This window comes from Kandleria sp. (assembly GCF_017934775.1).
Classification (GTDB): domain Bacteria; phylum Bacillota_I; class Bacilli_A; order Erysipelotrichales; family Coprobacillaceae; genus Kandleria; species Kandleria vitulina.
Genome location: NZ_JAGBIX010000079.1, coordinates 1 through 23,090, shown reverse-complemented (window position 1 = coordinate 23,090; position 23,090 = coordinate 1). Strand labels below are relative to the sequence as shown.

Sequence of the window (23,090 nt, the reverse complement as noted above, 5' to 3'; positions counted from 1 at the left end):
GTTATTCTCCTATTATATCTACGATACATCCTGCTTCTCTTATTTGATTGACAAGATGTTCTGGTGGTTTTTTATTAGTAATCAAAAAGTGAATCTCAGAAAAATCGAGGGCTTTGAATGCACCTTTCTTTTGATATTTAGAATCATCAAATATAACGCAGACACTATTGCTTCTTTTTGCGACTTTCTTTTTCACTAAAGCATCTTCCTGTTCACTAAAGTAAATCCCATCATCCTTGACGGATGCGGCCCCAAGAAAAGCAATATCAAAGGAAATCTGTTCAATCTCATGGATTGTTTCACTACCGTACATGTAAGCATTCTTAGGATGAAAAGTACCACCGATCATATGAGCATGACAGCGCTGACCTAATGCTTCAATGTTTCTTATAGCGTTGGTATAAGCTTCAATATGAGAAGGAACAATATTACAAAGTTCATAGATTGTCGTTGAGACATCAAAGAAGATGACTTTTTGTAGATTAATATAGCTTAAGGCATGTTTCGCAAGTTTTTTCTTGATAGAAATGTTTTCATTCTGTCTTTCTTTATAATCAAGAATCATCTTATCTTTTTGATTTAAGGCAATTCCTCCACGATTACGTGAAGCATAGCCTTCTTCTTCCATCAGGATCATATCCCTTCTTGCGGTATCACGAGATGTGTTGCAAAGTGACATGATTTCCTGAGAACTGAGGAATTGTTTCATTTTTAATGTTGAATAAATTAAGTGGATACGTTCTTTTTGGTACATCTGATCACCTCAATTTCATTTTAAGTAATTTTAAGTAATTTATCAATAAATACTTATAAATACTTAAAAAAAGAGCTTTCGCTCTTTATGATTTTACTACTCGAATTGATTTGATAACTGGCTGATCTTCTTTATCAATAGTGCCATTATCATCAGTTGGTTCTGCCATTTCTGCAATTTCATCTACTACTTTCATACCTTTTGTTACATGACCAAAAGCGGCGTATTGTCCATCTAGTGAGTCATTTGTCTGATGCATGATGAAGAATTGCGAAGAGGCGCTGTTGTAGTCAGTAGAACGAGCCATAGAGATGGTTCCTCTCGTATGCTTGATATTGTTTTCTACACCATTCTGACTAAATTCACCTTTTACTTTCTTTTTAGATCCTCCAGTTCCATCGCCATTAGGATCGCCACTTTGTATCATGAATCCAGAAATAATACGATGGAATGTCAAACCATCATAGAATTTCTTATTAACAAGATTTAAAAAGTTTTCTACTGTCTTTGGTGCTTCATTGGGATCAAGTTCTACATAGATTTTTCCATATTCTTCTACATCAATGCAGACAACAGGTTTACTTTTCTTGCATGATACTAGAGAAAGGCATAAAAAAAATAGCAATGATAATGAGATGATTTTCTTCATAAAAAAGCCCTCCTTGAATTAATTATGACATCTTAATGATATAAATCAACAATATCAAATAAAAAAGTGCTATAGTAGAGGAATAGGAGAAGATTGGACTATGGCAAAAAATACATATAAACATGCAAAAATACCTGAAAAGAAAAAACATGGAAAACTCATACTATTTATTCTTATTGCATTAGTAGCATGCGTTGCTTGTTATTTTGTTTTTACAAAACCTTCTAAAAAGGATGTTAATGAAGCCTATAAGGATGTCATTAATGAATATAGGACAATGCTTAAAGAGAATAGAAAGGTAAAGACAAAAAGCAGTGCTTTTAGCAAGTATGAAACTGCTGGTAAACTCGCTTCACGTATTTATGAAGAAGATGAAATTCGTTCTGTCTACTATTCATACTATGATGCTGATGAGGATAATGTAAAAGAATTACTAATAGCCTCTAAAGGAGAAAGTGATAAGGAACCAGAACTGATTGCAGTTTATGGATATGATGGCAAGACTGCATCTCTTATTGAGAAGCAGGAAAAAGGAGCTGAGCTGTTACTTACAACTGATCATAAGCTTCTTAATCTTAAGGATAAAGAAGCAAAGCTTACAATCTTTAAGGATGGGGTAAAGAAAAATACCCAGACAATTACTTTAGATCAGGCTAAGACAATGGACCAGATTAACTTTGAAAAAAAGGATTGGAAGCTTATTCATAAAGGAAAATCTACAGAAAGCAGTGATGATACTTACTTTAGAGCAGAATATATGCCACAGAGTGGATATTATTACAATACCGCTAACTGGGATGATGCTAATCGCTGCATGATTCGTATCTATAGAAGAAACAGTCGTTCATTCTACTTTACTATTTATAAAGTAAGAGATGAATATGGCAAGAGAATGTCTAGCTATAAGAGAATCACTTCTCAGCATATTGCAAAGTTTAATTCTAAGGATGATGAAACTGCAACATATGAAGGTGATGATTATACAATCACATTTAACTGCAACTATAAGTACTCTGTCTCAATTGATGGATTAAGTGATGCGACTGAAGCAGGAGATGTCTTCTCACGTACATCAGCCGGAAGTGAAAACTTTGGTAAATAAAGAAAACGACGTATCGAATGATACGTCGCTTTTCTTTAAGATATGATTAGTCTTTTTTGTTAGCAGATACGATATTATCAATATGTTCATCGTAGATTGTTTTGTAAGGTGTTAATCCTAGAATATAATCTACACTCACATTATAATGTTGAGAAAGCTTGATTAAAAAATCTACTGGAATTGATCTCGTTCCTTTTTCATATCTTCTATAGACTTCTCGTTGACAACCAAGAATTTTGGCAATATCATTTTGAGATAAGTCATGATCAATACGTAAATCTTCTATACGTTGAAAAAACATGAGTTAAGCCCTCCTTTAAGATAATGCTACTAAACAATGGCATAAAAATGAACAAAAAGCTACCATAAGGTAGCATAAAATGTAAGGTGTATGTCAAATATGAACGAAACAAAGAAAAAATTAAAATGTGCAGTCGATATTGGTGAAGCCCTTCTTATGAATGGTGGAGAAATATATCGAGTAGAAGAAACTATTAATCATATTTTAGAAGCGTGGCAGATAGAAAACTATGATGTGTATGTATTATCCAATGGTCTATTTGCAAGTGCTAATGAAACAGCAGAAGATGCCTGCAGCATCGTACGACATATTGTTAACCCTCAAGTTCATCTCGGTCGTATTGCAGAATTAAATCAGCTTTCTAGAGAAATATGTAAAAGTAAGATGAGTGTCGATGCAGCAAATGAATGTCTTGAATCAATTAAGAAGATGTCTTCTCATTCATTGTTGGAGACAATGATTGTATGTGGATTAGGGACAGGATGTTTTACTTATATCTTTGGTGGTACGTTACAAGATAGTATCATCTCTTTTATAATAGGAATATTTATTGGATTATTTCTTTATAAGAATCACGCATCAAGATTTATCAAGAATATTTTTGGCGGATTTATTGCTGCTGTTTTAGCAAGTCTTTTTTCTATGATGGTACCTATTCATATTGATAAAGTAATCATCGGAGATATCATGCCCCTCGTTCCAGGAATCGCATTTACAACTGGCGTCAGAGATCTTTTCCATGAAGATTATCTTTCAGGTGCAATTCATATACTTGATGCCATATTGACAGGAATATGTATCGCTGTAGGTGTAGGTACATTCTTATTAATAATGAATGGAGGATTCAAATGATCACACAGTTTATTATTTCCATGATTGCTACAATCTCCTTTGCGATATTATATGACGCTCCCAAAAAACATTTAGTCTACTGTGGTCTTACGGGAGGGGTGGGCTGGGTCATCTATTACATGATGGCTAAGCTACACTACAATATGATATTTTATGCATTCGCTTCAGCTTTTGCGTTAACCTTGATATCACGTATTCTTGCGATAGTAAGAGAAGCTCCTGTTACAATGTTTTTGATTCCTGGTATCTTCCCGATTGTACCAGGAGCAGGTATTTATTATACTTCTTATTATTTCTTTATTAATGATTTACATAGAAGTATTCTTTATGGAGAAGATACTGTTAAGATTGCTTTTTCTATTGCTTTTGGCATTATTATGGCTATGGCTATTCCACAATTTTTGTTTGCTTATCTTAAATTATTGAAAAGATAAAGAGACTTTTGTCTCTTTTTTTTGTAGAATTGTATACAAGGAGGAAAGAATATGGAATATAAGGATCTTATTAAAGAAAGATATTCGGTAAGAAGTTTAGATGGCACTAAAGTGGTTGAAGAAGAGAAAATCAATGCGATTTTAGAAGCAGCGCAAGTTGCACCAACTGCTGTTAATAAACAGCCATTTCATATTTGGGTTATTAGAAGCGAAGAAAATATTTCAAAGCTTTGTGAAGCTTCACGTTTTGATTTTGGAGCTAAATTATTCTTCGTTGTAGGAAGTGATGCAAAGAATGCATGGGTAAGAAAGTATGATCAGAAGAATTATGCGGATATTGATGCTTCTATCGTAGCTACTCATATGATGTTAAAAATTCATGATTTAGGTTTAGGATCAACATGGGTTGGTGCTTTTGATGCCCCAAAAGTAAAAGAATTATTCCCTGAGATGGCAGATTATGAATTGGTAGCTATTTTCCCAGTTGGTTATTTAGCAAGTGATGCAAAACCTTCTCCACGTCATGAACTAAGAAGAGAGATTTCTGATTTTGTAGATGAGCTATAATAAGTTGTATGTTAAAACAATAAGTTATAAAATAACAAGTAGAAACTAAAGGAGGATTCTTTATGATAAGAATTGGTATTATTGGTTATGGTAACTTAAGCCGTGGAGCTGAAGCTGCCATTAGACAAAATCCAGATATGGAATTAGTTGCAGTTTTCTCTAGAAGAGATCCTAAGAGTGTAAAGGTGAAAACTGAAGGAGTGGGTGTTTATCATGTAGATGATATCCCATCATTTAAGGATAAGATTGATGTCATGATTTTAGGAGGAGGAAGTGCTACTGATCTTCCTGAACAGACTCCAAAGTATGCGGAAATGTTTAATGTTGTTGATTCATTTGATACACATGCAAGAATTCCTGAACATTTTGCAAATGTGGATGAAGCTGCTAAAAAAGGAAATAATATTGCGGTTATCTCAGTAGGTTGGGATCCAGGAATGTTCTCATTATTAAGAATGGTTTCTACAGCTATTCTTCCTGAAGGAAACAATTATACATTCTGGGGAAAAGGTGTATCTCAAGGTCATTCTGATGCTATTAGAAGAATTGATGGTGTTAAGGATGCGAGACAGTATACTATTCCAGTTGATAAAGCATTAGATGCGGTTAGAAATGGAGAAAATCCTACTTTATCTACAAGAGAGATGCATACAAGAGAATGTTTTGTTGTAGCAGAAGAAGGTGCTGATTTAGCACGTATTGAAAAAGAAATTAAAGAGATGCCAAATTATTTTGATCAGTATGATACAACTGTTCATTTTATCTCTGAAGAAGAATTATTAGAAAAACATGGTGGATTGCCACATGGTGGATTTGTATTAAGAAGTGGTGTTACTGGATTAGAAAAAGAAAATCATCATGTTATTGAATATGCATTAAAACTAGATTCAAACCCAGAATTTACTGGTTCAATCTTAGTAGCTGTCGCAAGAGCTGCTTATAAAATGAAACAAAGAGGAGATAAGGGATGCAAGACAATCTTTGATATTGCTCCTGCTGATTTAAGTGCAATGTCTCCTGAAGAGTTAAGAGCTCATTTACTTTAATCATAATAATAAAGCAAGAACTACCACACAGATGGTAGTTCTTTTTTCATTACTTCAATATTATGGTGTAAATAACGTCAAAAAATGGTAAAATAAATTTCAAGGTAAAAACATTGTTAAAAATTACAGTATTTGAAATTGAAATATTACATTGCGATGCTATAATGATTCACAAATGTGATGAATATAACGCAGTATTTTATCCATCAAATAAAGAATGATACTGAAGTGAAAGGTGATTAGATATATGAAGTGGCGTTCCGTTTCAAGAAAAACAAGAACTATTTTAAAGAAAGCAAAGAAAGGCTGGATCAAAAAACTTATTACACGTGTTGGTTATGTAAAAGAAGTTAAAGAAGAACCAGTTTTAGAAAAAAAGGAAACAAGCAAGAAGAGCTCTAAGTATTTAAAAGAAGGACTTATGTCTGCAGGAGCTGTTTTAGGTGCATCTACTTTAATGAGTAATGAAGTATATGCAGCTACAGAAAAAGAATTAAATGCTGAAGATACAACTGTAACTAAAGATCAGATTACAATCAAGGATGAAAATTATTCTGAAACTAGTGAAGTAGAATCTACTTCAACTACTGAAAGTGAATCTGAATCTTCAAGTGAAAATAAAAGTGAAAGCAAGAGTGAAAGTCAGAGCTCTACTGAGAGCACAAGTGAAAGTACAAGTGATTCTCAATCACTAGCTACTAGTGAACATGAAAATGTAGAAAAGACTGCTAATAGTCAGGCTGACAATAGTTCAATTAAGGAAGAAAAGACTACACTTAAAGTAGCTAAAGTAAACTCTGTTAAAAAGACTATTGCAAAGAATACAAATAAAGTTGTTAAGGAAGAAACTGTAACAACTAAAGAGAATGTAGTAGAAAATGTTGTTTCTACTAAAACTGTTGCCCCAAATGTTGTTGAGAATACAGTAGCGCAGGATGTATCTAAGAATGCAAATGTTAATAAAGATGAAGATGAATTAAAACGTACTTATTCATTTAATATCACAAATGCCTTAGCACAGGCTTCTTATGAAATTGGAGATAGTAAATTAGCATCTACATCTTCTAAGCAGACATCTTTAGATAAGATTAAGGAAGAAGTATCAAGTTACAGCATTTATACAGATACAATTGATGTAGCGGGACATATGCAGTCAGATCTTGCAGCCAATAATGTTAATTGTATTAATAAAGCTGAAATTGGTTCTGATACTATTTATGATGAAACAGATAAACAAACATATATCGGTCATTTATCTAAAAGAGAATATACAGAAAATATTATGCCTGGTTCGGCCACTAATAAGATTATTTTCTCTAATGAGAAATATATAATTAACGGTAAAGAACAGGATAAGTTTGTATTTACTGATGAAAAAGGTAATTATATTACTTCATATACTGATAAAACAGGAAAACATGAAGCCCCAACTGGTTATGTTTATATTTTCCAATATGATCAAAACGGTAATCGTGAAGTGTTTACTTTGCAGGCTGATGCTTATAAAAATGGTCTTACATTAACTAAGGGTGAAAATCCAGTTCATATGGATACGATTTCTAAGTATTCTGAGGATTTAATTGATAATACTGATAAAGTTAAAACTGTAATACCAACTATTACTAACACTGGTGATCAGAAAGTTGTTATTGATGCAACGCAATATAAAGATAAAGAAGTACATGTAGATTTAACTTTTGATGATAAGAATACTTATAATGGTGGTTATTATGATACTGTCAATAATAAATGGGATAGTGAAAAAGTACAGCCTGTAGTACATACTCAGGATGGTCAGTCTACAAATATGTTCAGTGAAAGTGGTAAGGTAAATATTATTGTTAATCATGATAAGACTGAACAGACAACACAAACGGTTGTTGTTAACTTTAAATATACTGGTTCAAAAGAAAATGAAAATAATGTTGAATTTAATGTACAAAAGTTAATTGTTGATCATGTATCGAGTGATGGTGAATCAAATTCAGTAGGTATTAGACATATTGTTAATGCAGTTGTTTATAACTTCGGTGATTTCAATGGTACTATCAATTTAACAGGAAGCTTCTGTGGTACTATTATTGCTCCTAATGCTAAAGTTATTGTTTCAGCTACTGGCACTGGTAGTATTTATGCTAAAGAAGTAGTTATATCAAGTGGTGAATGGCATTCAACATCTTCACAAAATCAAAAATACCCATCACATAGTGAATCTAATTCTGAATCTGAAAGCAGATCAGAATCAGAAAGCAAGTCTAAGTCAGAGTCCGAAAGCAAATCTAGATCTAAATCCGAATCTGAATCAACTAAAAAGTCTAAATCAGAATCAAAATCTAAGTCAGAATCTGAAAGCAAATCAAAATCCGAATCTGAGTCTACAAGCAAATCTGAATCTGAAAGCAAATCAAAATCCGAATCTGAGTCTACAAGCAAATCCGAATCTGAAAGCAAATCTAAATCCGAATCAGAATCAACAAGTAAGTCAGAGTCAGAAAGCAAGTCTAAGTCAGAATCGGAATCTACAAGCAAATCCGAATCTGAAAGCAAATCTAAATCAGAGTCTGAGTCTACAAGCAGGTCAGAGTCAGAATCTAAATCTAAATCCGAATCAGAATCTACAAGCAAGTCTAAGTCAGAGTCTGAATCTACAAGCAGATCGGAATCTACAAGCAAGTCTGAATCCGAAAGCAAGTCTAAGTCTGAATCGGAATCAACAAGCAAATCCGAATCCGAAAGCAAGTCTAAGTCTGAATCGGAATCTACAAGTAAGTCAGAGTCTGAATCTAAATCTAAATCCGAATCAGAATCTACAAGCAAATCTGAATCAGAAAGCAAGTCTAAATCTGAATCAGAATCTATAAGCAGATCCGAATCAGAAAGCAAGTCCAAGTCTGAATCGGAATCTACAAGCAAATCAAAATCAGAATCGGAATCAATAAGCAGATCTGAATCTGAGAGCAAGTCTAAGTCTGAATCAGAATCTGAAAGCAAGTCAAAATCTGAATCAGAATCTACAAGGGGCTTTGGGTCAACATCAGAAAGCACTACTGAATCACAAAGTGAATCAACTTCTGAATATGAAAACAGTAATACTGAATCCGAAAGTGAGTCAGTATCTGAATATGAATCAACAAGTGAAAATGAATCAGATTCAATTTCTACTTCAGAAGCAAATCAGTCAGAATTACCATCTGAAAGTGAAGTAGAATACGGAAGCGAATATGAAACTGGTAATCAATATCATGGTGCTTCATATACTCCTGAGAAGAAAACAAAGACTATTTCAGATGACAATGTTGTAAAAACTGGTGATAACACAGAAATGACAAAAGATGCAGTTATGGCAGCTATGGGATTAACTGGAATGGCAGCTGTTGTAGGTAAGAAGAAAAAGAAATCTACTAACGATTAACTAAAAAAGAGCAGGTAAACAGTAGGTTTACTTGCTCTTATGTTTTAAGAGAAGGTAAGTAGCATGAAGAAACGAATAATTATCTCCCTATTGATCGCAACAATATACATATTAGGAAAAAATATTCCCGTAGCATTTGTAATTGCAGATTCTCATCAATTAAATCTACTTAATATGAAAAGTATTGTAGAAAGTATGATTGGTGATGATGGGGGAAATGCATCCATTTTTCTTTTAGGACTATCTCCATGGATGAATGCTATGATTTTAGCTAGAATTATTGGCTTCTTTATGGATGAAAAATCAAATAAAGTAGCACCACACCGCATGAGAATCATTACGAATACATTGATGATAGGTTTCACATTAATACAAGCAATATCCAAAGTACGTACAATGAAATTTGATCCTCTAGCATTAAACAGTTATGGAAGATTGGGATTATCCTTGTTTGTAATATGTGAAATATTTGCAGGAAGTTTATTTCTTGTTTGGTTAGTAGAAAAGAATATGAAACTTGGAATAGGGGGACCATCCCTCATAATCTTGATTAATATTATCATTAACATCAGTATGGTAATTGGAAAATACAGTAGTCATACATTTAACCATGTAGGAATAATGGCATATGTCATAGTATTCTTCTATATTCTTATGACTGTTGCAGTAACAATTATATTGACTCAATCAGAAGTACGTATTCCTGTTTATAAGTCATCTATTCATAATGAATATGCAAGTTCTAATTATTTATTATTTAAGCTTAATCCATTGGGGACATTGCCATCGATGTATATTGTTTCAATTTATGCGTTACTGATTTCTCTGTTTCATACATTTCATGAATTATATAAAGAGAATAAGATACTCTCAATGCTTGTAAAGTATTGTGATATTGAACATTTATCTGGAATATTATTCTTTATTTCATTGTTCTTCTTATTCTCAATAATTCTATCGTTTATTATTGTGGATCCAAAAGATATTGCAGATAATCTATTGAAAAATGGAGACTGTGTTGAAAATGTAAGACCAGGTAAACAAACAAAGAACTATTTAAATATGGTTTTATTGGTATTAACTGTAATAAGCAATATCATAATCATGATAATAATGGTAACCCCATTATTAGTAGGGTTCTCATTTAAAGGAAAAACAGATTTATTCTCTATGCCGTTAACATTTATGATACTTACAAGTATTGTGTTAAATGTAAAAGAAGAATTTGATACACGTTTATTAGGAAATGTATATGAAAAAAGACTGATTCATTTAGAAAGGGGAGAAAAATAATGATTTGGTTTATTCCCTCTTGGTATCAGGATGAAAGTATTGTAGTAAAAGAAATGAACTGGAATAGAACAGCCTCTTCATCTCGTTTTGATGATACAGTCAGTCAGGTTAAAATATTTAAAGAAGAAGATAAAGAAGTATCATTAATGATATTAAGCTACTCTCCTCATTTAAGACATTTCCTTTATAGAGAAGAAATCATGGATGTAGATTATACTTCAGTATTTGATGATCTGCAGGATATTCAATCAAAAAGAATAGGATTATACTCCTATAAAGATCTCAATTGGCCTTCCGATGTAGAGTGGATCTATACCCCCTATATTGTGCTCGCAAAAAGAAAGGGTGCTCTTTTCGCTAAAATATATTTTGGGAAAGAAGGCTATATGATTGGGGTGGATCTATTCCAGAATGAACGTAAAAGATTGATTTTTGATGATCGTGGCTTTCTTTCATGTGTTCAATATTACAAGGAAGATAATCTTCAATATGAAGAATACTACAATGAAAGAGGAGAATGGCAATTCAGACAGGAATTCAATAGTGGCGAAGTTGTCATCAATGAAACACAGAAACATCGTTTTAGAAAATTGAGATATGAATCAATTGAAGAAATGATGAAAGAATATTTACAAAAAAAATTATATTATTATTCCTTTGATGATTATGTAGTCATCGCTGCAGATGAACACCATAATGATCTGATAATGAAGTCAATATGGAAACAAAAAGTTATTTTATCTTTATTTGGCAACCGTTTTGATATTGTAAAAGGGGAATATTTATATCATCGTGTAGATGTAATAATTACTGATTCAAATGATAAAAAGAATCTTATTGAAGATTCTTATAAAGTCAATAATGTTTACACAATATCACCTTTAGATACACGTTTTAAACTAGGACAAAGTCAACGTACAAAGAGGCTTAAGATTTATTTTATTCTTGATGATACTTCTTTTTCTTATTTAGAAGAAATCATGAAGTACATGATTTCTCATCCGTTGGTTGATTTGTATATTGGGTTATATCATTTTGAAGATTACTATGATGGAATAATACAAGATAAAATCAATCAGATGTTAAGTCAACTTGATGCACCTTTTAAAATAGATGAAAGAGTCTTCTTAAAAATAATCAGTGATGAAAGAGATCTTATTACATTATTAAGTGATATAAGAATCATTGTAGATGTAAGAGAAACATCCGATAGCTATACGCAGATTGCTGGTATGAGTACAGGTATTCCACAGATAGTAAAGCAGGAAAGCAATTATGTTTATCATAAGAAGAATGGGTTTTGTCTTGATCATGGATATAGCGTAGCTGAAGGATTGTACTTCTACTTAGAAGACCTTGATCATTGGAATGATTCATTGGTTTATTCTTACCATCTTATGCAAGAATATTCAGGAAAGAAAATTATGAAGAAATGGAGAGAGATAATAGATAATGCATCAAAATATTAATGTTTTATATATTGGATTTAGACCAATTTCTTTAAAAGATTGTCCTGAAGAAATTCATGTCACTCAGACTAGTCATATTGATCAATTGGGAAACTATCAGGTTGTTATTATTGATATGATACTTTCTCCTTATGAAATAGAAGAAATAACAGAAGCTATACCAGTTTATGGATGCTATATTACAAAAGAAGTTTATGATTATTATCAGATGGGATCATTTATATATAAAAAACAAGCAAAGATGCTTGTGAAGTATGAGATGTCATTTATAAAGCTGCTTGCATCACGTTACTTTGTAGAACAAAAAGCAAAAAAGATTTCTATTAGACAGATTGGTGTTAATCGAAGTTTTAGAGGAACAATCAGTTATGAAGGTCGTCAGTATATGACACTTCAGGGAGATTATGATACAGAGTGGACACAGACGTGTTATTGGAAAAAGGGCGTTAAGATCAATAGGAAGTATCCAGTTAGTTTATGGCTTGAATATCAGAAAGATGAAAATGTTCATCTTCAGATATTTGTAGAAGAAATAAAACAAAATACAATGGATTACATCTGTTTTGAAAAACAATACAATGAAAGTATGCTTGATAAGCCATTAATCATTGATGAAGTTCCCTATGATGGAACCTTGCATATTTCGTTGTATGTAAAAGGAACAGGAAAATTAAAAATAGGACCCCTTCATGTTAGACAATCAAGATATGAAGAAGGAGAATTATTGCCAGGTGGAGAAAGATATAATGATGATTTAAGACAAGAATGTCTTTTCTATTATGAATCAGGTAATATGAAACCACCTCTTCAGATTCATTTCTCTGATTATCATCAAGATGAAAGCTTCGAAGATATTGAAATGATGAGAAACATGAAAACACCGTTTATTATCATATCTGATCCTCGTCTTGATGGGGGAAGCTTCTATATTGGTTCTTCTCAATATGAAAAAAGAATTAAGATGTATATTCAAGAAAGAATGGAAGAACTTCATTTTACCAATAAGGATCTATTGTTTTCAGGTATATCAATGGGAAGCTACGGAGCACTGTACTATGGGTGTGACTTTTCACCAAATGCGATTGTAGTAGGACAGCCATTGATAAATCTTGGGACTCTCGCCAGCAATGAGACAATATTTAGACCAGAAGTGTTTCCAACATCATTGGATGTCTTAAAACAGAATGGTGATGGTCAATTGGATAAGACATCAGTGAAGCTTCTCGATGATCGATTCTGGAATAAATTTGATAAAGCGACCTTTTCTAATACGAAGATTGCGGTCGCTTATATGAAAGATGATGACTATGATAAAGACGCATTTTCTTCTTTAACTACGCATGCGATAGGAAAAGATATCATAATCTATGGTAAAGGAGTAGAAGGTCGACATAATGATGATAGAAAGGCCATATTCAATTGGTTCTTGATGCAATATAAAAGAATAATGGAGGAAGATTTCAAGAATGGAAAGTGATAAGGATATCTACGTTGTACATTGGGGAGATTTAACAATGGATACATACTTGTATGGTTCATCACTAACCCTCAATAACTATAGAATCGTCTTTGAAAATAAAATGATGCCTCCTGAAGTCGCAATTAAGAAATGGCATATGATAAGTGATTATTCAAAAGAAAAAAATGAGCCATTATTGCCATTTTTAGAACCAGGGAGAACATATCATATACGTTCATATATTGAATCAGTTCCAAAGAATAGATGGTTTATTAGAATCAATTTCTATGATACAAGAGATAGACTGGTCTCTTTCTTTATGACAAATAAAGATAAAGACACCTTCACATTTCCAATAGACTGTTATTATTATGATATGCAGCTATTAAGAGGAAATGCGGATAAGATTGTATTTGAACGTATTGATCTTTATCTAGAAGAATATATTTCTACATTAGAAGAAGCAGAAGAATATACAGTACTTTGTCTAGAGCCACAGGCTTCTCTTATAAAGTATCCATCAAAAGATATACTAGATAAGATAAAACATCCTATTATTCTTCCAGGAAGAGAAGAAAGTGAACTATTTAATCAGGTTATTAGTATGAATCAATATAAAAAATTGACTTTCATAGGATATGGACCCGTTTCTAGACGAATAGCTCATAAGCTACATAAACAGTATCCACGATCAGAAGTTGTGGATTATAAGAGTAAAGAGAATAGTTATTTTACAGAAAGATTTACAGACAAACGATATATCTTAGAAAAAATGAAGTGATTATATGGCATCATTATTAAATAAATTATCATTAAGACAATTAAATAAAGTGCTAAAAAAGGTCAATAGCTACTCTGATAAGATGAAAGAGATGAGCGATGAAACATTAAAGCATCAGACTGTGCTTTTTAAAAGGCGCTATATGAAAGGTGAATCATTAGATCATCTTTTACCAGAAGCATTTGCGACAATTAGAGAAGCATCTCGAAGAGTTCTTGGTATGTATGCCTATGATGTACAGGTTCTTGCAGGGATTGCTTTACATAAAGGAAAAATTGCGGAAATGAAAACTGGGGAAGGGAAGACTTTAGTAGCAACTATGCCGCTCTATCTTAATGCTATTACGGGAAAAGGAGTTATTCTTATTACAAGCAATGGCTATTTAGCAAGACGTGATGCTCTTGAGATGGGACAAGTCTATAAATGGCTTGGATTAACAGTTGGTATTGGTGTAAAAGAAGATGCTAAGGAGAGCATGGATACTGATGAGAAAAAGAAAATCTATCATTCAGATATTATCTATACCACCCATTCAGCATTAACTTTTGATTATCTTCTTGATAATCTATGTATCAATAAAGAAGATAAATGCATGCGAGATTTCTACTTTGTAGTCATAGATGAAGTAGACTCCGTTCTACTTGATGCTGCTAATATGCCCCTTGTCATATCAGGTGCTCCACGAGTACAGTCAAATTTATATAAGAGCACAGATTATTTTGTTGGAACCTTAGAAGAAGGGGACTATGAAGAAGAAGATAGACAAGTATGGCTGACACCAAGAGGAATAACGAAAGCAGAACAGTTTTTTGGTGTAAATAATCTTTATACAAAAGATTATTATGAAGTATTAAGACATATCAATGTTGCATTAAAAGCCCATTTCTTATTTAAAAGAGATGAGCAATATGTCGTAAAAGATAATAAGATCATGCTGCTAGATAAAAGCTCAGGACGTATGGTAGAAAATACGAAACTCAAGTGTGGTCAACATCAGGCTATTGAAGTAAAAGAAGGACTAAATCCTTCTTCAGAAACAAGAGCAATGGCTTCAATTACTTATCAGGCATTCTTTAACATGTTTGAAAAAAAGAGTGGCATGAGTGGATCAGTCATTGAAGATCGAAAAGAAATAAAGGCCGTCTACGATATAGATGTCGTTGAAATACCCACTCATATACCAATTGCCAGAAAAGACTTAAAAGACAGCTACTACGGAAGCTTTGAAGAACAGTTCGAAGCATCAATGAAATGGCTGATTCGTGCACATGAAAAAAAACAGCCCGTACTTGTCGTTACAAGTTCCATTGAAATGTCCTATATCTACTCCCGTGTACTGCTTAACCATCATATTGCCCATAATGTATTAAATGCCTACAATGTCGCAAAAGAAGCAGAAATCATAAAGAATGCCGGACAGCTAGGTGCAGTTACAATCGCTACAGCTATTGCTGGAAGAGGGACGGATATCAAGCTTTCTGATGAAGTGAAACAATTAGGTGGACTGCTAGTATTAGGTATTGGCAGAATGGAAAATCAGCGATTAGAAAAGCAGGCAAGAGGGCGTGCTGGACGTCAGGGAGATCCCGGGACAAGCAAGTTCTTTGTTTCTTTAGATGATGAAATCATCAAAGAATATGGTGCACCTTCTTTAAAGTCATATAAGAACGTTAAAGAGATTACCAAAAAACATATTACAAAAATGATGGATCAGGCACAAAAAAACTATGAAATTTCAGCCTATCGTTCACGTAATAGAACACTTGAATTTGATAGTTCTACTTCAGCACAAAGAACAATTATTTATACATTACGTAATCGTCTTCTTAATGATGAAATTGATTATGATGAACTCATGAATTTCATCATCAAAGAAAATATCGAAGACTTCTTTATTGCTGATCCAACTAAAGATGAAATGCAAAGATTTATATTAAGTCATATTGAATATCATATTGATGATACGCTTTCTTATAAAAAAGAAGGACTACTTCAATTAGCAAAAGAGTGCTTTTTAAGCAAGAAAAAAGAATTAGAAGAAAGCAACAGATATAATCAGTTTATGCGTATTGCTATATTGAATGCGTTAGATAACGCATGGATTGAACAAGTTGATTATCTTGAACAGTTAAGAGCAACAATCGGACTGAGAAGATATTCACAAAAAAACATTATTTTTGAATATCATCAGGAAGCCTACCGTGCTTTTGAGAAAATGATGGATCATGCTAAAAAAAATATCATGAAAAATGTTATGCTTAGCAGTATAGTAGAAGAAGAAAAAGGAACATTCACAGTGATGTTGCCATAGGAGTGATACAATGAGTATTTACAATATCAATTTAGGAATAGGATGGGCGAGCAGTGGTGTAGAATATGCGCAAGCATATCGAGCTAAAGTATTAAGAGAATTAGGATTTAAGGCAAAGTTTATTTTTATGGATATGTTTCAATATGAAAATATTGAACATATGACAAAGAATATTGGTTTTCAGGATGATGAGATCATCTGGCTTTATCAGTATTTTACTGATATGCCTATTGAACCAACGACAATGAGTGAAGAACGCTTTGAAAAAACGTTCACTCTTCCTTTTGAGAAAAAAGAAGATGGAAACAAAATCATTTATTCTTTCCCAAACAACAGTTATATGTGTGCCTATTTGACAAGAGATCATCGCTATATTCATAGAGTAGAATGTGTATCAGATGGCTGTCTTATAAGAAAAGATTTCTTTACAAGTCAAAGAGCATTTACTGAGTACTATGTTCCTCATGATAATAAAGCCAACCTTTATCGTCGCTGTTTTTATAATAGAGATGGCAGCATTGGTCTTGATGAATATATTAATGGGGATGATTCCATTTATCGTGTAAACGAACATTTCTTCTACAATAAAGAAGATTTTATCGGCTATTTTTTAAAGCAGCTTCACTTTACAAAAGATGATGTAGTCATTGAAGATCGTAATACAGGAATGGAATCAGCAATCTTTAAGGCGATAGGTGATGCTAAATTGGGTGTTGTCATTCATGCTGAACATTATAATAAAGAATCAACTGATGAACATAATATTCTATGGAATAATTATTATGAATATTCATTTAACCATCATAAAGATGTAAGTTTCTTTCTTTCATCTACAAAAAGACAAGAAGAAACACTAAGAGCACAGTTTAAGAAGTATTATGATGCCACTCCTCGTATTGAAACCATTCCGGTAGGAAGTCTTAAGGAACTTAAAGTAGGAGAAAGAAAACCTTACCATTTAATGACAGCTTCAAGACTAGCAACGGAGAAGAATATTGATCACCTTATTCATGCAGTCGTAAAAGCTCATGAAAAAATCCCTCAGCTAGTATTTGATATTTATGGTCAAGGTGGAGAAAAAGATCGATTAACAAAATTAATCACTGACTACAATGCCAATTCCTATATTCGTTTAAGAGGACATCAGAACCTTGATGAAGTATTCAAACAGTATGACTGTTATATTAGTGCCTCTGGATCAGAAGGGTTTGGTTTGACATTATTAGAAGCAGTTGGTTCAGGATGCGCCTTAATAGGATATGATGTACCTTATGGAAACCAGACTTTTATTAAAAATAATGGCTATCTTGTAGATTATGATGCCTATGATACGCATGCTTGTATTTCTTCATTAAGTGAAGCTATTGTAAAATATTATGAAGAAGATCATCCTGATTTCCATCAGGCATCCTATGATATCGCCAAAGAATATCTAGATGAAGAAATCGCTAAAAAATGGAAAAATCTTTTGGAGGATCAGCTATGATATTATTATTTGAAGAATATAACCAGTTAGCCAAAGACCTTCTTTATTCATTAAGACAGACACATGATGATGTCATTCCAGTATGTATGCACTATGATGGTACATTGCCAGATGATATTTTCTCACCTTTTAAGAATCTAGTCTTTACTAGTGATGAAGGAGAACCACTTTATTTTAATAAATTGCCAATGCGTCATTATGACCGTATTCAATCTACTATGAGTGAAGGAAAAATCTATGCAGGATCAAGATTAAGAGGAAGAATCTTCTATCATCAGCCAACTCATAAAAGATACATCAAAGATGTTGATTATTTAGATGAAAACGGTAAAGTATGCGTAACTGATCACTATGATCTAAAAGGAAGAAAGTATGCCCAGACATCTTTCTTCCATAAGATTGGTAGGGTCATGAGAGCCTACTATAATGAAAAAGGACAGGAAGTTATCACTGAAAACTTTATTACTAAAGATATCATCTACAATGATCTAGAAAATAATCAGATAAAACTATTTAAGAACATTGTAGAGTTTACAATCTTCTTCTTAGAAAAAATGGGAATGGCCTCTCAGCCAATCTACTTTACCTCTCTTTCTCATCCATTCTTTGTATCACAAAGAATGCCTAATAGACAAAGAGAAGATGTTCTTTTCTGGCAGGAAGATATCTATGATAAAATTCCTGGCAATATGCAAGTCATTCTTTCAGGAGAATCTACTAGCACAAAGAAAATCTTTGTCCAAAAACCAGAAGCATATCGTAAGCTCATTGAATTAGGGGCTTCTCAAGATATGGTTAAAGAGTTAGGTATGATCTATGACTTCAAGAAGAATGATAAAAAGAAAGACATTGTCATTCTCACAAATTCAGACCAGATAGAAAAACTAAATGAACTCGTAGAAGCCTGTCAGGACCGTAAGATTCATATAGCTGCCATCACCGAAATGTCTGGAAAACTATTGAAATACGGATCATATAAGAATGTAAGATTATATCCTAATATTACTGAAAGTCATGCCAAAAAGCTTATTGAAAACTGCCAGTATTATTTTGATATCAATTATGGTGGAGAAATATTAAATGCGATAAGAGAAGCCTTTATTCATGAAATGGTTATCTTCGCTTTTGAAGATACAATCCATCATCATGAATATGTCGCAAAAGAACATATCTTCAATAAAGGGGATATGTCATCATTAATGACTGCTCTTCTTGGAGATTATCACACTCAGTTAAATATCCAGAAGAAAGCCGCCTTATCAGAAGATGTAAATACTTATAAAGAGAAGCTTAGTCAATAAGTCTTCTCTTTTTATTAGTTTGACAAAACTAACTAAGAAGCGTAATATATAGTTAGTCTTAACTAACTAAGGAGGAACAGAGATGAAAACAGTATTTGCATCAAGAACTGGTAATGTAGAGTCAATTATCGAGAAATTAGGATTGATTGATTCAGCTTTACGTATTGAAGATGGAAGTGAGAATATTGCAGAAGACTTTATCTTATTGACTTACACAGATGGATATGGAGATGTCCCTGTAGAAGTAGATGATTTCTTATCAGTACATTCTGATCATCTTAAGGGAGTAATTGTATCAGGAGATCAGAGCTATGGAGAAGCTTATTGTGGAGCTGGTACAGTTATTAGTGAACAGTATGATGTTCCAGTACTTTACAATGTAGAAAATGATGGCACTGATGAAGATATTCAGGCTATTAAAAAGATTTTAAATTTGTAATATGAAAGAAATCTACAGACTCTTTCAAAAGAAGCTTGTGACATATTGTTCACCAACCTTATCCCATCTAAAAGTTGCAAGTCTTTTTGCGATTGATAAACGTGAAATAGAGAATTATCAGGAATGTATAAGATATTTTAATAGAAGTCTAAGAACATATCAGTTATCTTTGATGATATTAAAAAACAAGCAAAATAGATTACTCATTTATCTTTACCACTATAATCAATTAAAATATCTTCTTTCTAAAAAGGAGATTAAGCTATTTCTTCATGAACGACATTATCCTACCAATTGCCTTCATGCGACACTAGGAAGATTAAAATGCAATTTGATGAGTGATTCTTTTCCCCATGAAATCGGCATCTTTCTAGGATATCCACTTTATGATGTCAATTGCTTTATTAATCATAAAAAATGTAAGTATGTAGGATACTGGAAAGTATATGGCAATCTTAAAAATGCGAAAAAGCAGTTTGAACGTTATGAATGTGCAAAAAGAACAATGTGTCACAAAATTGATAAAGGATGTATGCTTACAGAATTGTTAAACTTCTCATAATGAGAAGTTTTTTAATGCCAAGAAATTGTTGATAAATTGAAAAGGAGTAATGCTATAATATAATATGTGAAAGAAGGTGAACATATGGATATAGTTTTATCTAGAATATTAAAGTTTCTTAATGGAGCACTTGTAGATGATGTCATGTATCGCATTGGCATGTTCATTGTTAAAAGATATACAAAAATCGGCTGTTATACCCTTGATGATGTCTGCATAGAAGGTGCTTTTCATAAAGAAGATGTAGAAATGTTCTATCGCCGTTTAGGTTTTAAGTCATTCAATGATTTTAGAGACCAGATGGTTTCTGAAAAAGAATTGAGAAACAATGAAATTCAGTTAAGAATGATTGGCTTACAGTTAAGAGATTATTTTAAAGATCTACAATTAACAATGAATGAAGCTGAGTTTCTTAAAGAAATTGATGATATCGTAGATGAAATTTATCAAGCTAATCGTATCGTTATCATTGGTTCACATTTCCCAAGCTGTCTAGCTGTAGATTTCCAGACAGACTTAATAAACTTAGGGAAAGAGGTTGTTGAATATCATCATAATGATAAAACCTTTGAATTTTATGAAGATGACATTGTCTTCTTCTTAACCCAGACAGGACGTACGATGAAGAGAAGTGATCATTGTCTTGAAGATGCCTATATTGAACGCTCTAATATAGTCATCATTACACAAAACAGAAAAATAGATGCCTACGGTGATCATAAAGCTAATCATATGCTTTATGTTCTTGGAAAATATGATGGCATTCAATTCAATTATCAATTGATGAGAATTTTTGATTTACTTAGAATCAGATATTATTATAAATATTATTTGAAGGTGGACGGATGATTAAGGAAATAGTTACAGATCAGTTTTTATTAAGCAGAACAGCAGCCAAAGCAACAAATGATGATGGGCAGGTAGCTAGTGATCTATATGATACGCTTTCTTACTATTATTTTGAAAAAGGAACATGTGTTGGCATGGCTGCCAACATGATTGGTGTCAATAAGGCTGTTATTGCATTTGTAGATAATGAGAAAATACAAATTATGTATAATCCCATTATCATGAAAGAAGAAGGGAAGTATGCGACAAAAGAATCATGCTTGTCACATCCTCATGAAGAGGCCAAAGATACTTTCCGTTATAAGAAAATCAAGGTATCTTATCTTGATGAAAACTTTAAAAAGAAAATAAAGACATATACGGGTTTTACTGCCCAGATTATTCAGCATGAAATGGATCATCTAGAAGGTGTATTAATCTAATATGAAAAATGTACTAATTACCGGTGCAACAAGTGGCATCGGAGAAGCAGCAGCTCGTGTTTTTTCTAATAAGGGATATGATCTTATTCTTGTAGGAAGAAACAAGGAGAAGCTAGAAGAACTAAGAGAACAATATGAAAATGCGAAAATCATTGAATGTGATTTAATTGAACATTGTGATGATCTACTTCAAATAATAAAAGAAGAAAAAATAGATGTTCTCTTTAACAATGCAGGATTTGGAGATTCAGGTGCTTTTCTTGATTCCAACTATAAAAAACAAGAAGATATGGTACGATTAAATATCGAAGCGCTGATGAAACTCTGTTACTATGTAGGCAATGAAATGAAAGAAAGAGGAGAAGGGAAAATCCTGAATGTAGCCTCCATTGCGGCATTCACCTCAGGTCCCTATATGTCCATCTATTATGCTACAAAAGCGTTTGTACTTTCCTTTTCAGAAGCACTACACGAAGAACTAAAAGACTATGGCGTAAGTGTCACATGTCTTTGTCCTGGTCCTACTAAAACAAAATTTATGAAAACAGCACATCTGAAAGATTCAGTAATGTGGAAGTATTTTCCTCCAGCAAGCGCAAACGAAGTTGCGAAATATGGCGTAAAGTCATTATTGGCCAATCGCTACATAGCGATTCACGGCCTGTCAGGTCATTTATTAAATATCGCTTCACGCGTATTGCCAAGGAAATACATGACAAGGATGGTTGCCCATGTCAACAAGAAGAGATAAGCAGATTCATAAATAGAATCCTTTCGGTTGTCGTAGGCGGAAACCCACTGCCCTTGGGCGGTGGTAGGAGCCTTGTAAATTCGTAGTCATTAACCTTGGGTTTCGATATACTTTTGTATAGTATCTGATGATACCTCGCCTATACTACAAGCAAAGTAACCGTCTGACCAAAATATCTTATGTTTCCAATAACACTTAGATAAGAAGTTTGGATACTTTTGCCATAGATAATGCGTGGTCTGTTGTTTAATCAGCTTTACTATGTCGCATACTCTATTTGTAGTATCGTAGCTTATCAGGAAATGTATATGGTCTTTGTCGGTTTCCATAGCTATAATACCGTAACCTTTCGAATTACAGATATCGTATATCTCTTGCTTTACATCGTCAGCGATAGCACCTTTGAGTATCTGTTTGCGGTACTTGGTAACAAGAACGATATGTACTTTCAGGCTATATTTACGCCTGTTGCGATGGTTATATCTGCTATCCATAGGATACGTACCTTAATACTCTGCGAAATTATCACATTCTGCGTGATATTCGCACTCAAAGCAGTCTGTATATATGCAACCACCATTTTCTACAAAACTTTCGTAATCAGATAGTGTAAATGCTAACTTCTCTGATGTTTCTGTTGTAGTATTGTTAACTTGATTATCTATGTAAAAATCTCCTTACAAATAATTGATTTTCACTAATGATTATTATATCATATATTTAGTGAAATGGTGGTGAGGTACATTATGGAAAAAATGACAGTTACGGCTAAAATTCAGATATCCGTTAATGCAGACAGTAAGGCCTTACTTGATGAAACCATGTCTGTTTATTCTGATGCCTGCAATTA

The 23,090-nt window shown here is 32.9% G+C and carries 22 protein-coding genes; 18 read left to right on the top strand and 4 right to left on the bottom strand.

Annotation, left to right across the window (positions count from 1 at the left end):
- Position 1: 1 nt before the first annotated feature.
- Positions 2-754: a DeoR/GlpR family DNA-binding transcription regulator gene (locus tag J6L95_RS08605; RefSeq protein ID WP_287458832.1), complete on the bottom strand. Its 753-nt coding sequence runs from the start codon at positions 752-754 to the stop codon at positions 2-4.
- An 85-nt stretch (positions 755-839) separates the two neighbouring features.
- On the bottom strand, positions 840-1,403 hold the full coding sequence (locus J6L95_RS08600) for a peptidylprolyl isomerase (RefSeq protein WP_287458831.1): 564 nt from the start codon (positions 1,401-1,403) through the stop codon (positions 840-842).
- 100 nt (positions 1,404-1,503) lie between these two features.
- Between J6L95_RS08600 and J6L95_RS08595 the strand changes: the two genes are divergently transcribed.
- The gene (locus tag J6L95_RS08595) at positions 1,504-2,505 is read left to right on the top strand and encodes a hypothetical protein (RefSeq protein WP_287458830.1); all 1,002 of its coding nucleotides are present in this window, start codon (positions 1,504-1,506) and stop codon (positions 2,503-2,505) included.
- 46 nt (positions 2,506-2,551) lie between these two features.
- Here J6L95_RS08595 and J6L95_RS08590 read toward each other — a convergent pair whose 3' ends face one another.
- The gene (locus J6L95_RS08590; protein ID WP_051550717.1) at positions 2,552-2,806 is read right to left on the bottom strand and encodes a helix-turn-helix domain-containing protein; all 255 of its coding nucleotides are present in this window, start codon (positions 2,804-2,806) and stop codon (positions 2,552-2,554) included.
- Positions 2,807-2,905: 99 nt separating this feature from the next.
- Here J6L95_RS08590 and J6L95_RS08585 point away from each other — a divergent pair, with 99 nt between their 5' ends.
- From J6L95_RS08585 to J6L95_RS08505, 17 genes are all read left to right on the top strand, one after another.
- Entirely contained in the window at positions 2,906-3,658 is a 753-nt protein-coding gene (locus J6L95_RS08585; RefSeq protein ID WP_287458829.1) for a threonine/serine exporter family protein, read from the top strand.
- A complete protein-coding gene (locus J6L95_RS08580) occupies positions 3,655-4,092 on the top strand; it encodes a threonine/serine exporter family protein (protein ID WP_287458828.1) in 438 nt (145 codons plus the stop codon). Before J6L95_RS08585 ends, J6L95_RS08580 begins: the two co-directional genes overlap by 4 nt.
- A 51-nt stretch (positions 4,093-4,143) precedes the next feature.
- A complete protein-coding gene (locus J6L95_RS08575) occupies positions 4,144-4,659 on the top strand; it encodes a nitroreductase family protein (RefSeq protein ID WP_287458827.1) in 516 nt (171 codons plus the stop codon).
- A 62-nt stretch (positions 4,660-4,721) separates the two neighbouring features.
- The gene (locus tag J6L95_RS08570) at positions 4,722-5,705 is read left to right on the top strand and encodes a diaminopimelate dehydrogenase (protein WP_029071668.1); all 984 of its coding nucleotides are present in this window, start codon (positions 4,722-4,724) and stop codon (positions 5,703-5,705) included.
- A gap of 247 nt (positions 5,706-5,952) precedes the next feature.
- Positions 5,953-9,117 (top strand): hypothetical protein, encoded by a 3,165-nt coding sequence (locus J6L95_RS08565; RefSeq protein WP_287458826.1) that lies wholly within the window; start codon positions 5,953-5,955, stop codon positions 9,115-9,117.
- A 63-nt stretch (positions 9,118-9,180) separates the two neighbouring features.
- On the top strand, positions 9,181-10,410 hold the full coding sequence (locus J6L95_RS08560; protein ID WP_287458825.1) for a hypothetical protein: 1,230 nt from the start codon (positions 9,181-9,183) through the stop codon (positions 10,408-10,410).
- Positions 10,410-11,879: an accessory Sec system protein Asp1 gene (asp1, locus tag J6L95_RS08555; RefSeq protein ID WP_287458824.1), complete on the top strand. Its 1,470-nt coding sequence runs from the start codon at positions 10,410-10,412 to the stop codon at positions 11,877-11,879. Before J6L95_RS08560 ends, asp1 begins: the two co-directional genes overlap by 1 nt.
- Positions 11,863-13,356 carry an accessory Sec system protein Asp2 gene (asp2, locus tag J6L95_RS08550; protein WP_287458823.1) on the top strand — a complete coding sequence of 498 codons (1,494 nt, stop codon included), beginning with the start codon at positions 11,863-11,865 and terminating at the stop codon, positions 13,354-13,356. The genes asp1 and asp2 overlap by 17 nt, the downstream gene beginning before the upstream one ends.
- Positions 13,346-14,119: an accessory Sec system protein Asp3 gene (asp3, locus tag J6L95_RS08545; RefSeq protein WP_287458822.1), complete on the top strand. Its 774-nt coding sequence runs from the start codon at positions 13,346-13,348 to the stop codon at positions 14,117-14,119. Before asp2 ends, asp3 begins: the two co-directional genes overlap by 11 nt.
- A gap of 4 nt (positions 14,120-14,123) precedes the next feature.
- Positions 14,124-16,430, top strand: a complete 2,307-nt coding sequence (gene secA2, locus J6L95_RS08540) for an accessory Sec system translocase SecA2 (protein ID WP_287458821.1) — start codon at positions 14,124-14,126, stop codon at positions 16,428-16,430.
- 10 nt (positions 16,431-16,440) lie between these two features.
- Entirely contained in the window at positions 16,441-17,916 is a 1,476-nt protein-coding gene (gtfA, locus tag J6L95_RS08535) for an accessory Sec system glycosyltransferase GtfA (protein ID WP_074687260.1), read from the top strand.
- Positions 17,913-19,217 carry an accessory Sec system glycosylation chaperone GtfB gene (gene gtfB, locus J6L95_RS08530; RefSeq protein ID WP_287458820.1) on the top strand — a complete coding sequence of 435 codons (1,305 nt, stop codon included), beginning with the start codon at positions 17,913-17,915 and terminating at the stop codon, positions 19,215-19,217. The genes gtfA and gtfB overlap by 4 nt, the downstream gene beginning before the upstream one ends.
- 82 nt (positions 19,218-19,299) lie before the next feature.
- Complete coding sequence (gene nrdI / locus J6L95_RS08525; RefSeq protein ID WP_029071660.1) at positions 19,300-19,656, top strand: class Ib ribonucleoside-diphosphate reductase assembly flavoprotein NrdI; 357 nt, start codon at positions 19,300-19,302, stop codon at positions 19,654-19,656.
- A 1-nt stretch (position 19,657) separates the two neighbouring features.
- Positions 19,658-20,218, top strand: a complete 561-nt coding sequence (locus J6L95_RS08520; protein WP_074624473.1) for a DUF3793 family protein — start codon at positions 19,658-19,660, stop codon at positions 20,216-20,218.
- Between the two features lie 84 nt (positions 20,219-20,302).
- Complete coding sequence (locus tag J6L95_RS08515) at positions 20,303-21,067, top strand: MurR/RpiR family transcriptional regulator (RefSeq protein ID WP_029071658.1); 765 nt, start codon at positions 20,303-20,305, stop codon at positions 21,065-21,067.
- Entirely contained in the window at positions 21,064-21,489 is a 426-nt protein-coding gene (locus tag J6L95_RS08510) for a peptide deformylase (RefSeq protein WP_029071657.1), read from the top strand. Before J6L95_RS08515 ends, J6L95_RS08510 begins: the two co-directional genes overlap by 4 nt.
- A 1-nt stretch (position 21,490) precedes the next feature.
- The gene (locus tag J6L95_RS08505) at positions 21,491-22,240 is read left to right on the top strand and encodes an SDR family NAD(P)-dependent oxidoreductase (protein WP_029071656.1); all 750 of its coding nucleotides are present in this window, start codon (positions 21,491-21,493) and stop codon (positions 22,238-22,240) included.
- A gap of 89 nt (positions 22,241-22,329) precedes the next feature.
- Here the strand turns inward: J6L95_RS08505 and tnpA are convergent, their stop codons facing one another.
- Positions 22,330-22,734, bottom strand: coding sequence for an IS200/IS605 family transposase (tnpA, locus tag J6L95_RS08500; RefSeq protein WP_287458819.1), 405 nt, complete (start codon positions 22,732-22,734; stop codon positions 22,330-22,332).
- Between the last annotated feature and the right edge of the window lie 356 nt (positions 22,735-23,090).

Bases quoted from the DNA above. Each gene is read 5' to 3' on its own strand.
- J6L95_RS08600 (WP_287458831.1), bottom strand. From the start codon at position 1,403: ATGAAGAAAATCATCTCATTATCATTGCTATTTTTTTTATGCCTTTCT.
- J6L95_RS08575 (WP_287458827.1), top strand. From the start codon at position 4,144: ATGGAATATAAGGATCTTATTAAAGAAAGATATTCGGTAAGAAGTTTA.
- J6L95_RS08605 (WP_287458832.1), bottom strand. From the start codon at position 754: ATGTACCAAAAAGAACGTATCCACTTAATTTATTCAACATTAAAAATG.
- asp2 (WP_287458823.1), top strand. From the start codon at position 11,863: ATGCATCAAAATATTAATGTTTTATATATTGGATTTAGACCAATTTCT.
- secA2 (WP_287458821.1), top strand. From the start codon at position 14,124: ATGGCATCATTATTAAATAAATTATCATTAAGACAATTAAATAAAGTG.
- gtfB (WP_287458820.1), top strand. From the start codon at position 17,913: ATGATATTATTATTTGAAGAATATAACCAGTTAGCCAAAGACCTTCTT.
- asp1 (WP_287458824.1), top strand. From the start codon at position 10,410: ATGATTTGGTTTATTCCCTCTTGGTATCAGGATGAAAGTATTGTAGTA.
- J6L95_RS08505 (WP_029071656.1), top strand. From the start codon at position 21,491: ATGAAAAATGTACTAATTACCGGTGCAACAAGTGGCATCGGAGAAGCA.
- nrdI (WP_029071660.1), top strand. From the start codon at position 19,300: ATGAAAACAGTATTTGCATCAAGAACTGGTAATGTAGAGTCAATTATC.
- J6L95_RS08580 (WP_287458828.1), top strand. From the start codon at position 3,655: ATGATCACACAGTTTATTATTTCCATGATTGCTACAATCTCCTTTGCG.
- J6L95_RS08570 (WP_029071668.1), top strand. From the start codon at position 4,722: ATGATAAGAATTGGTATTATTGGTTATGGTAACTTAAGCCGTGGAGCT.
- J6L95_RS08590 (WP_051550717.1), bottom strand. From the start codon at position 2,806: ATGTTTTTTCAACGTATAGAAGATTTACGTATTGATCATGACTTATCT.
- J6L95_RS08595 (WP_287458830.1), top strand. From the start codon at position 1,504: ATGGCAAAAAATACATATAAACATGCAAAAATACCTGAAAAGAAAAAA.
- gtfA (WP_074687260.1), top strand. From the start codon at position 16,441: ATGAGTATTTACAATATCAATTTAGGAATAGGATGGGCGAGCAGTGGT.
- asp3 (WP_287458822.1), top strand. From the start codon at position 13,346: ATGGAAAGTGATAAGGATATCTACGTTGTACATTGGGGAGATTTAACA.
- J6L95_RS08510 (WP_029071657.1), top strand. From the start codon at position 21,064: ATGATTAAGGAAATAGTTACAGATCAGTTTTTATTAAGCAGAACAGCA.
- J6L95_RS08585 (WP_287458829.1), top strand. From the start codon at position 2,906: ATGAACGAAACAAAGAAAAAATTAAAATGTGCAGTCGATATTGGTGAA.
- tnpA (WP_287458819.1), bottom strand. From the start codon at position 22,734: ATGGATAGCAGATATAACCATCGCAACAGGCGTAAATATAGCCTGAAA.
- J6L95_RS08565 (WP_287458826.1), top strand. From the start codon at position 5,953: ATGAAGTGGCGTTCCGTTTCAAGAAAAACAAGAACTATTTTAAAGAAA.
- J6L95_RS08520 (WP_074624473.1), top strand. From the start codon at position 19,658: ATGAAAGAAATCTACAGACTCTTTCAAAAGAAGCTTGTGACATATTGT.
- J6L95_RS08560 (WP_287458825.1), top strand. From the start codon at position 9,181: ATGAAGAAACGAATAATTATCTCCCTATTGATCGCAACAATATACATA.
- J6L95_RS08515 (WP_029071658.1), top strand. From the start codon at position 20,303: ATGGATATAGTTTTATCTAGAATATTAAAGTTTCTTAATGGAGCACTT.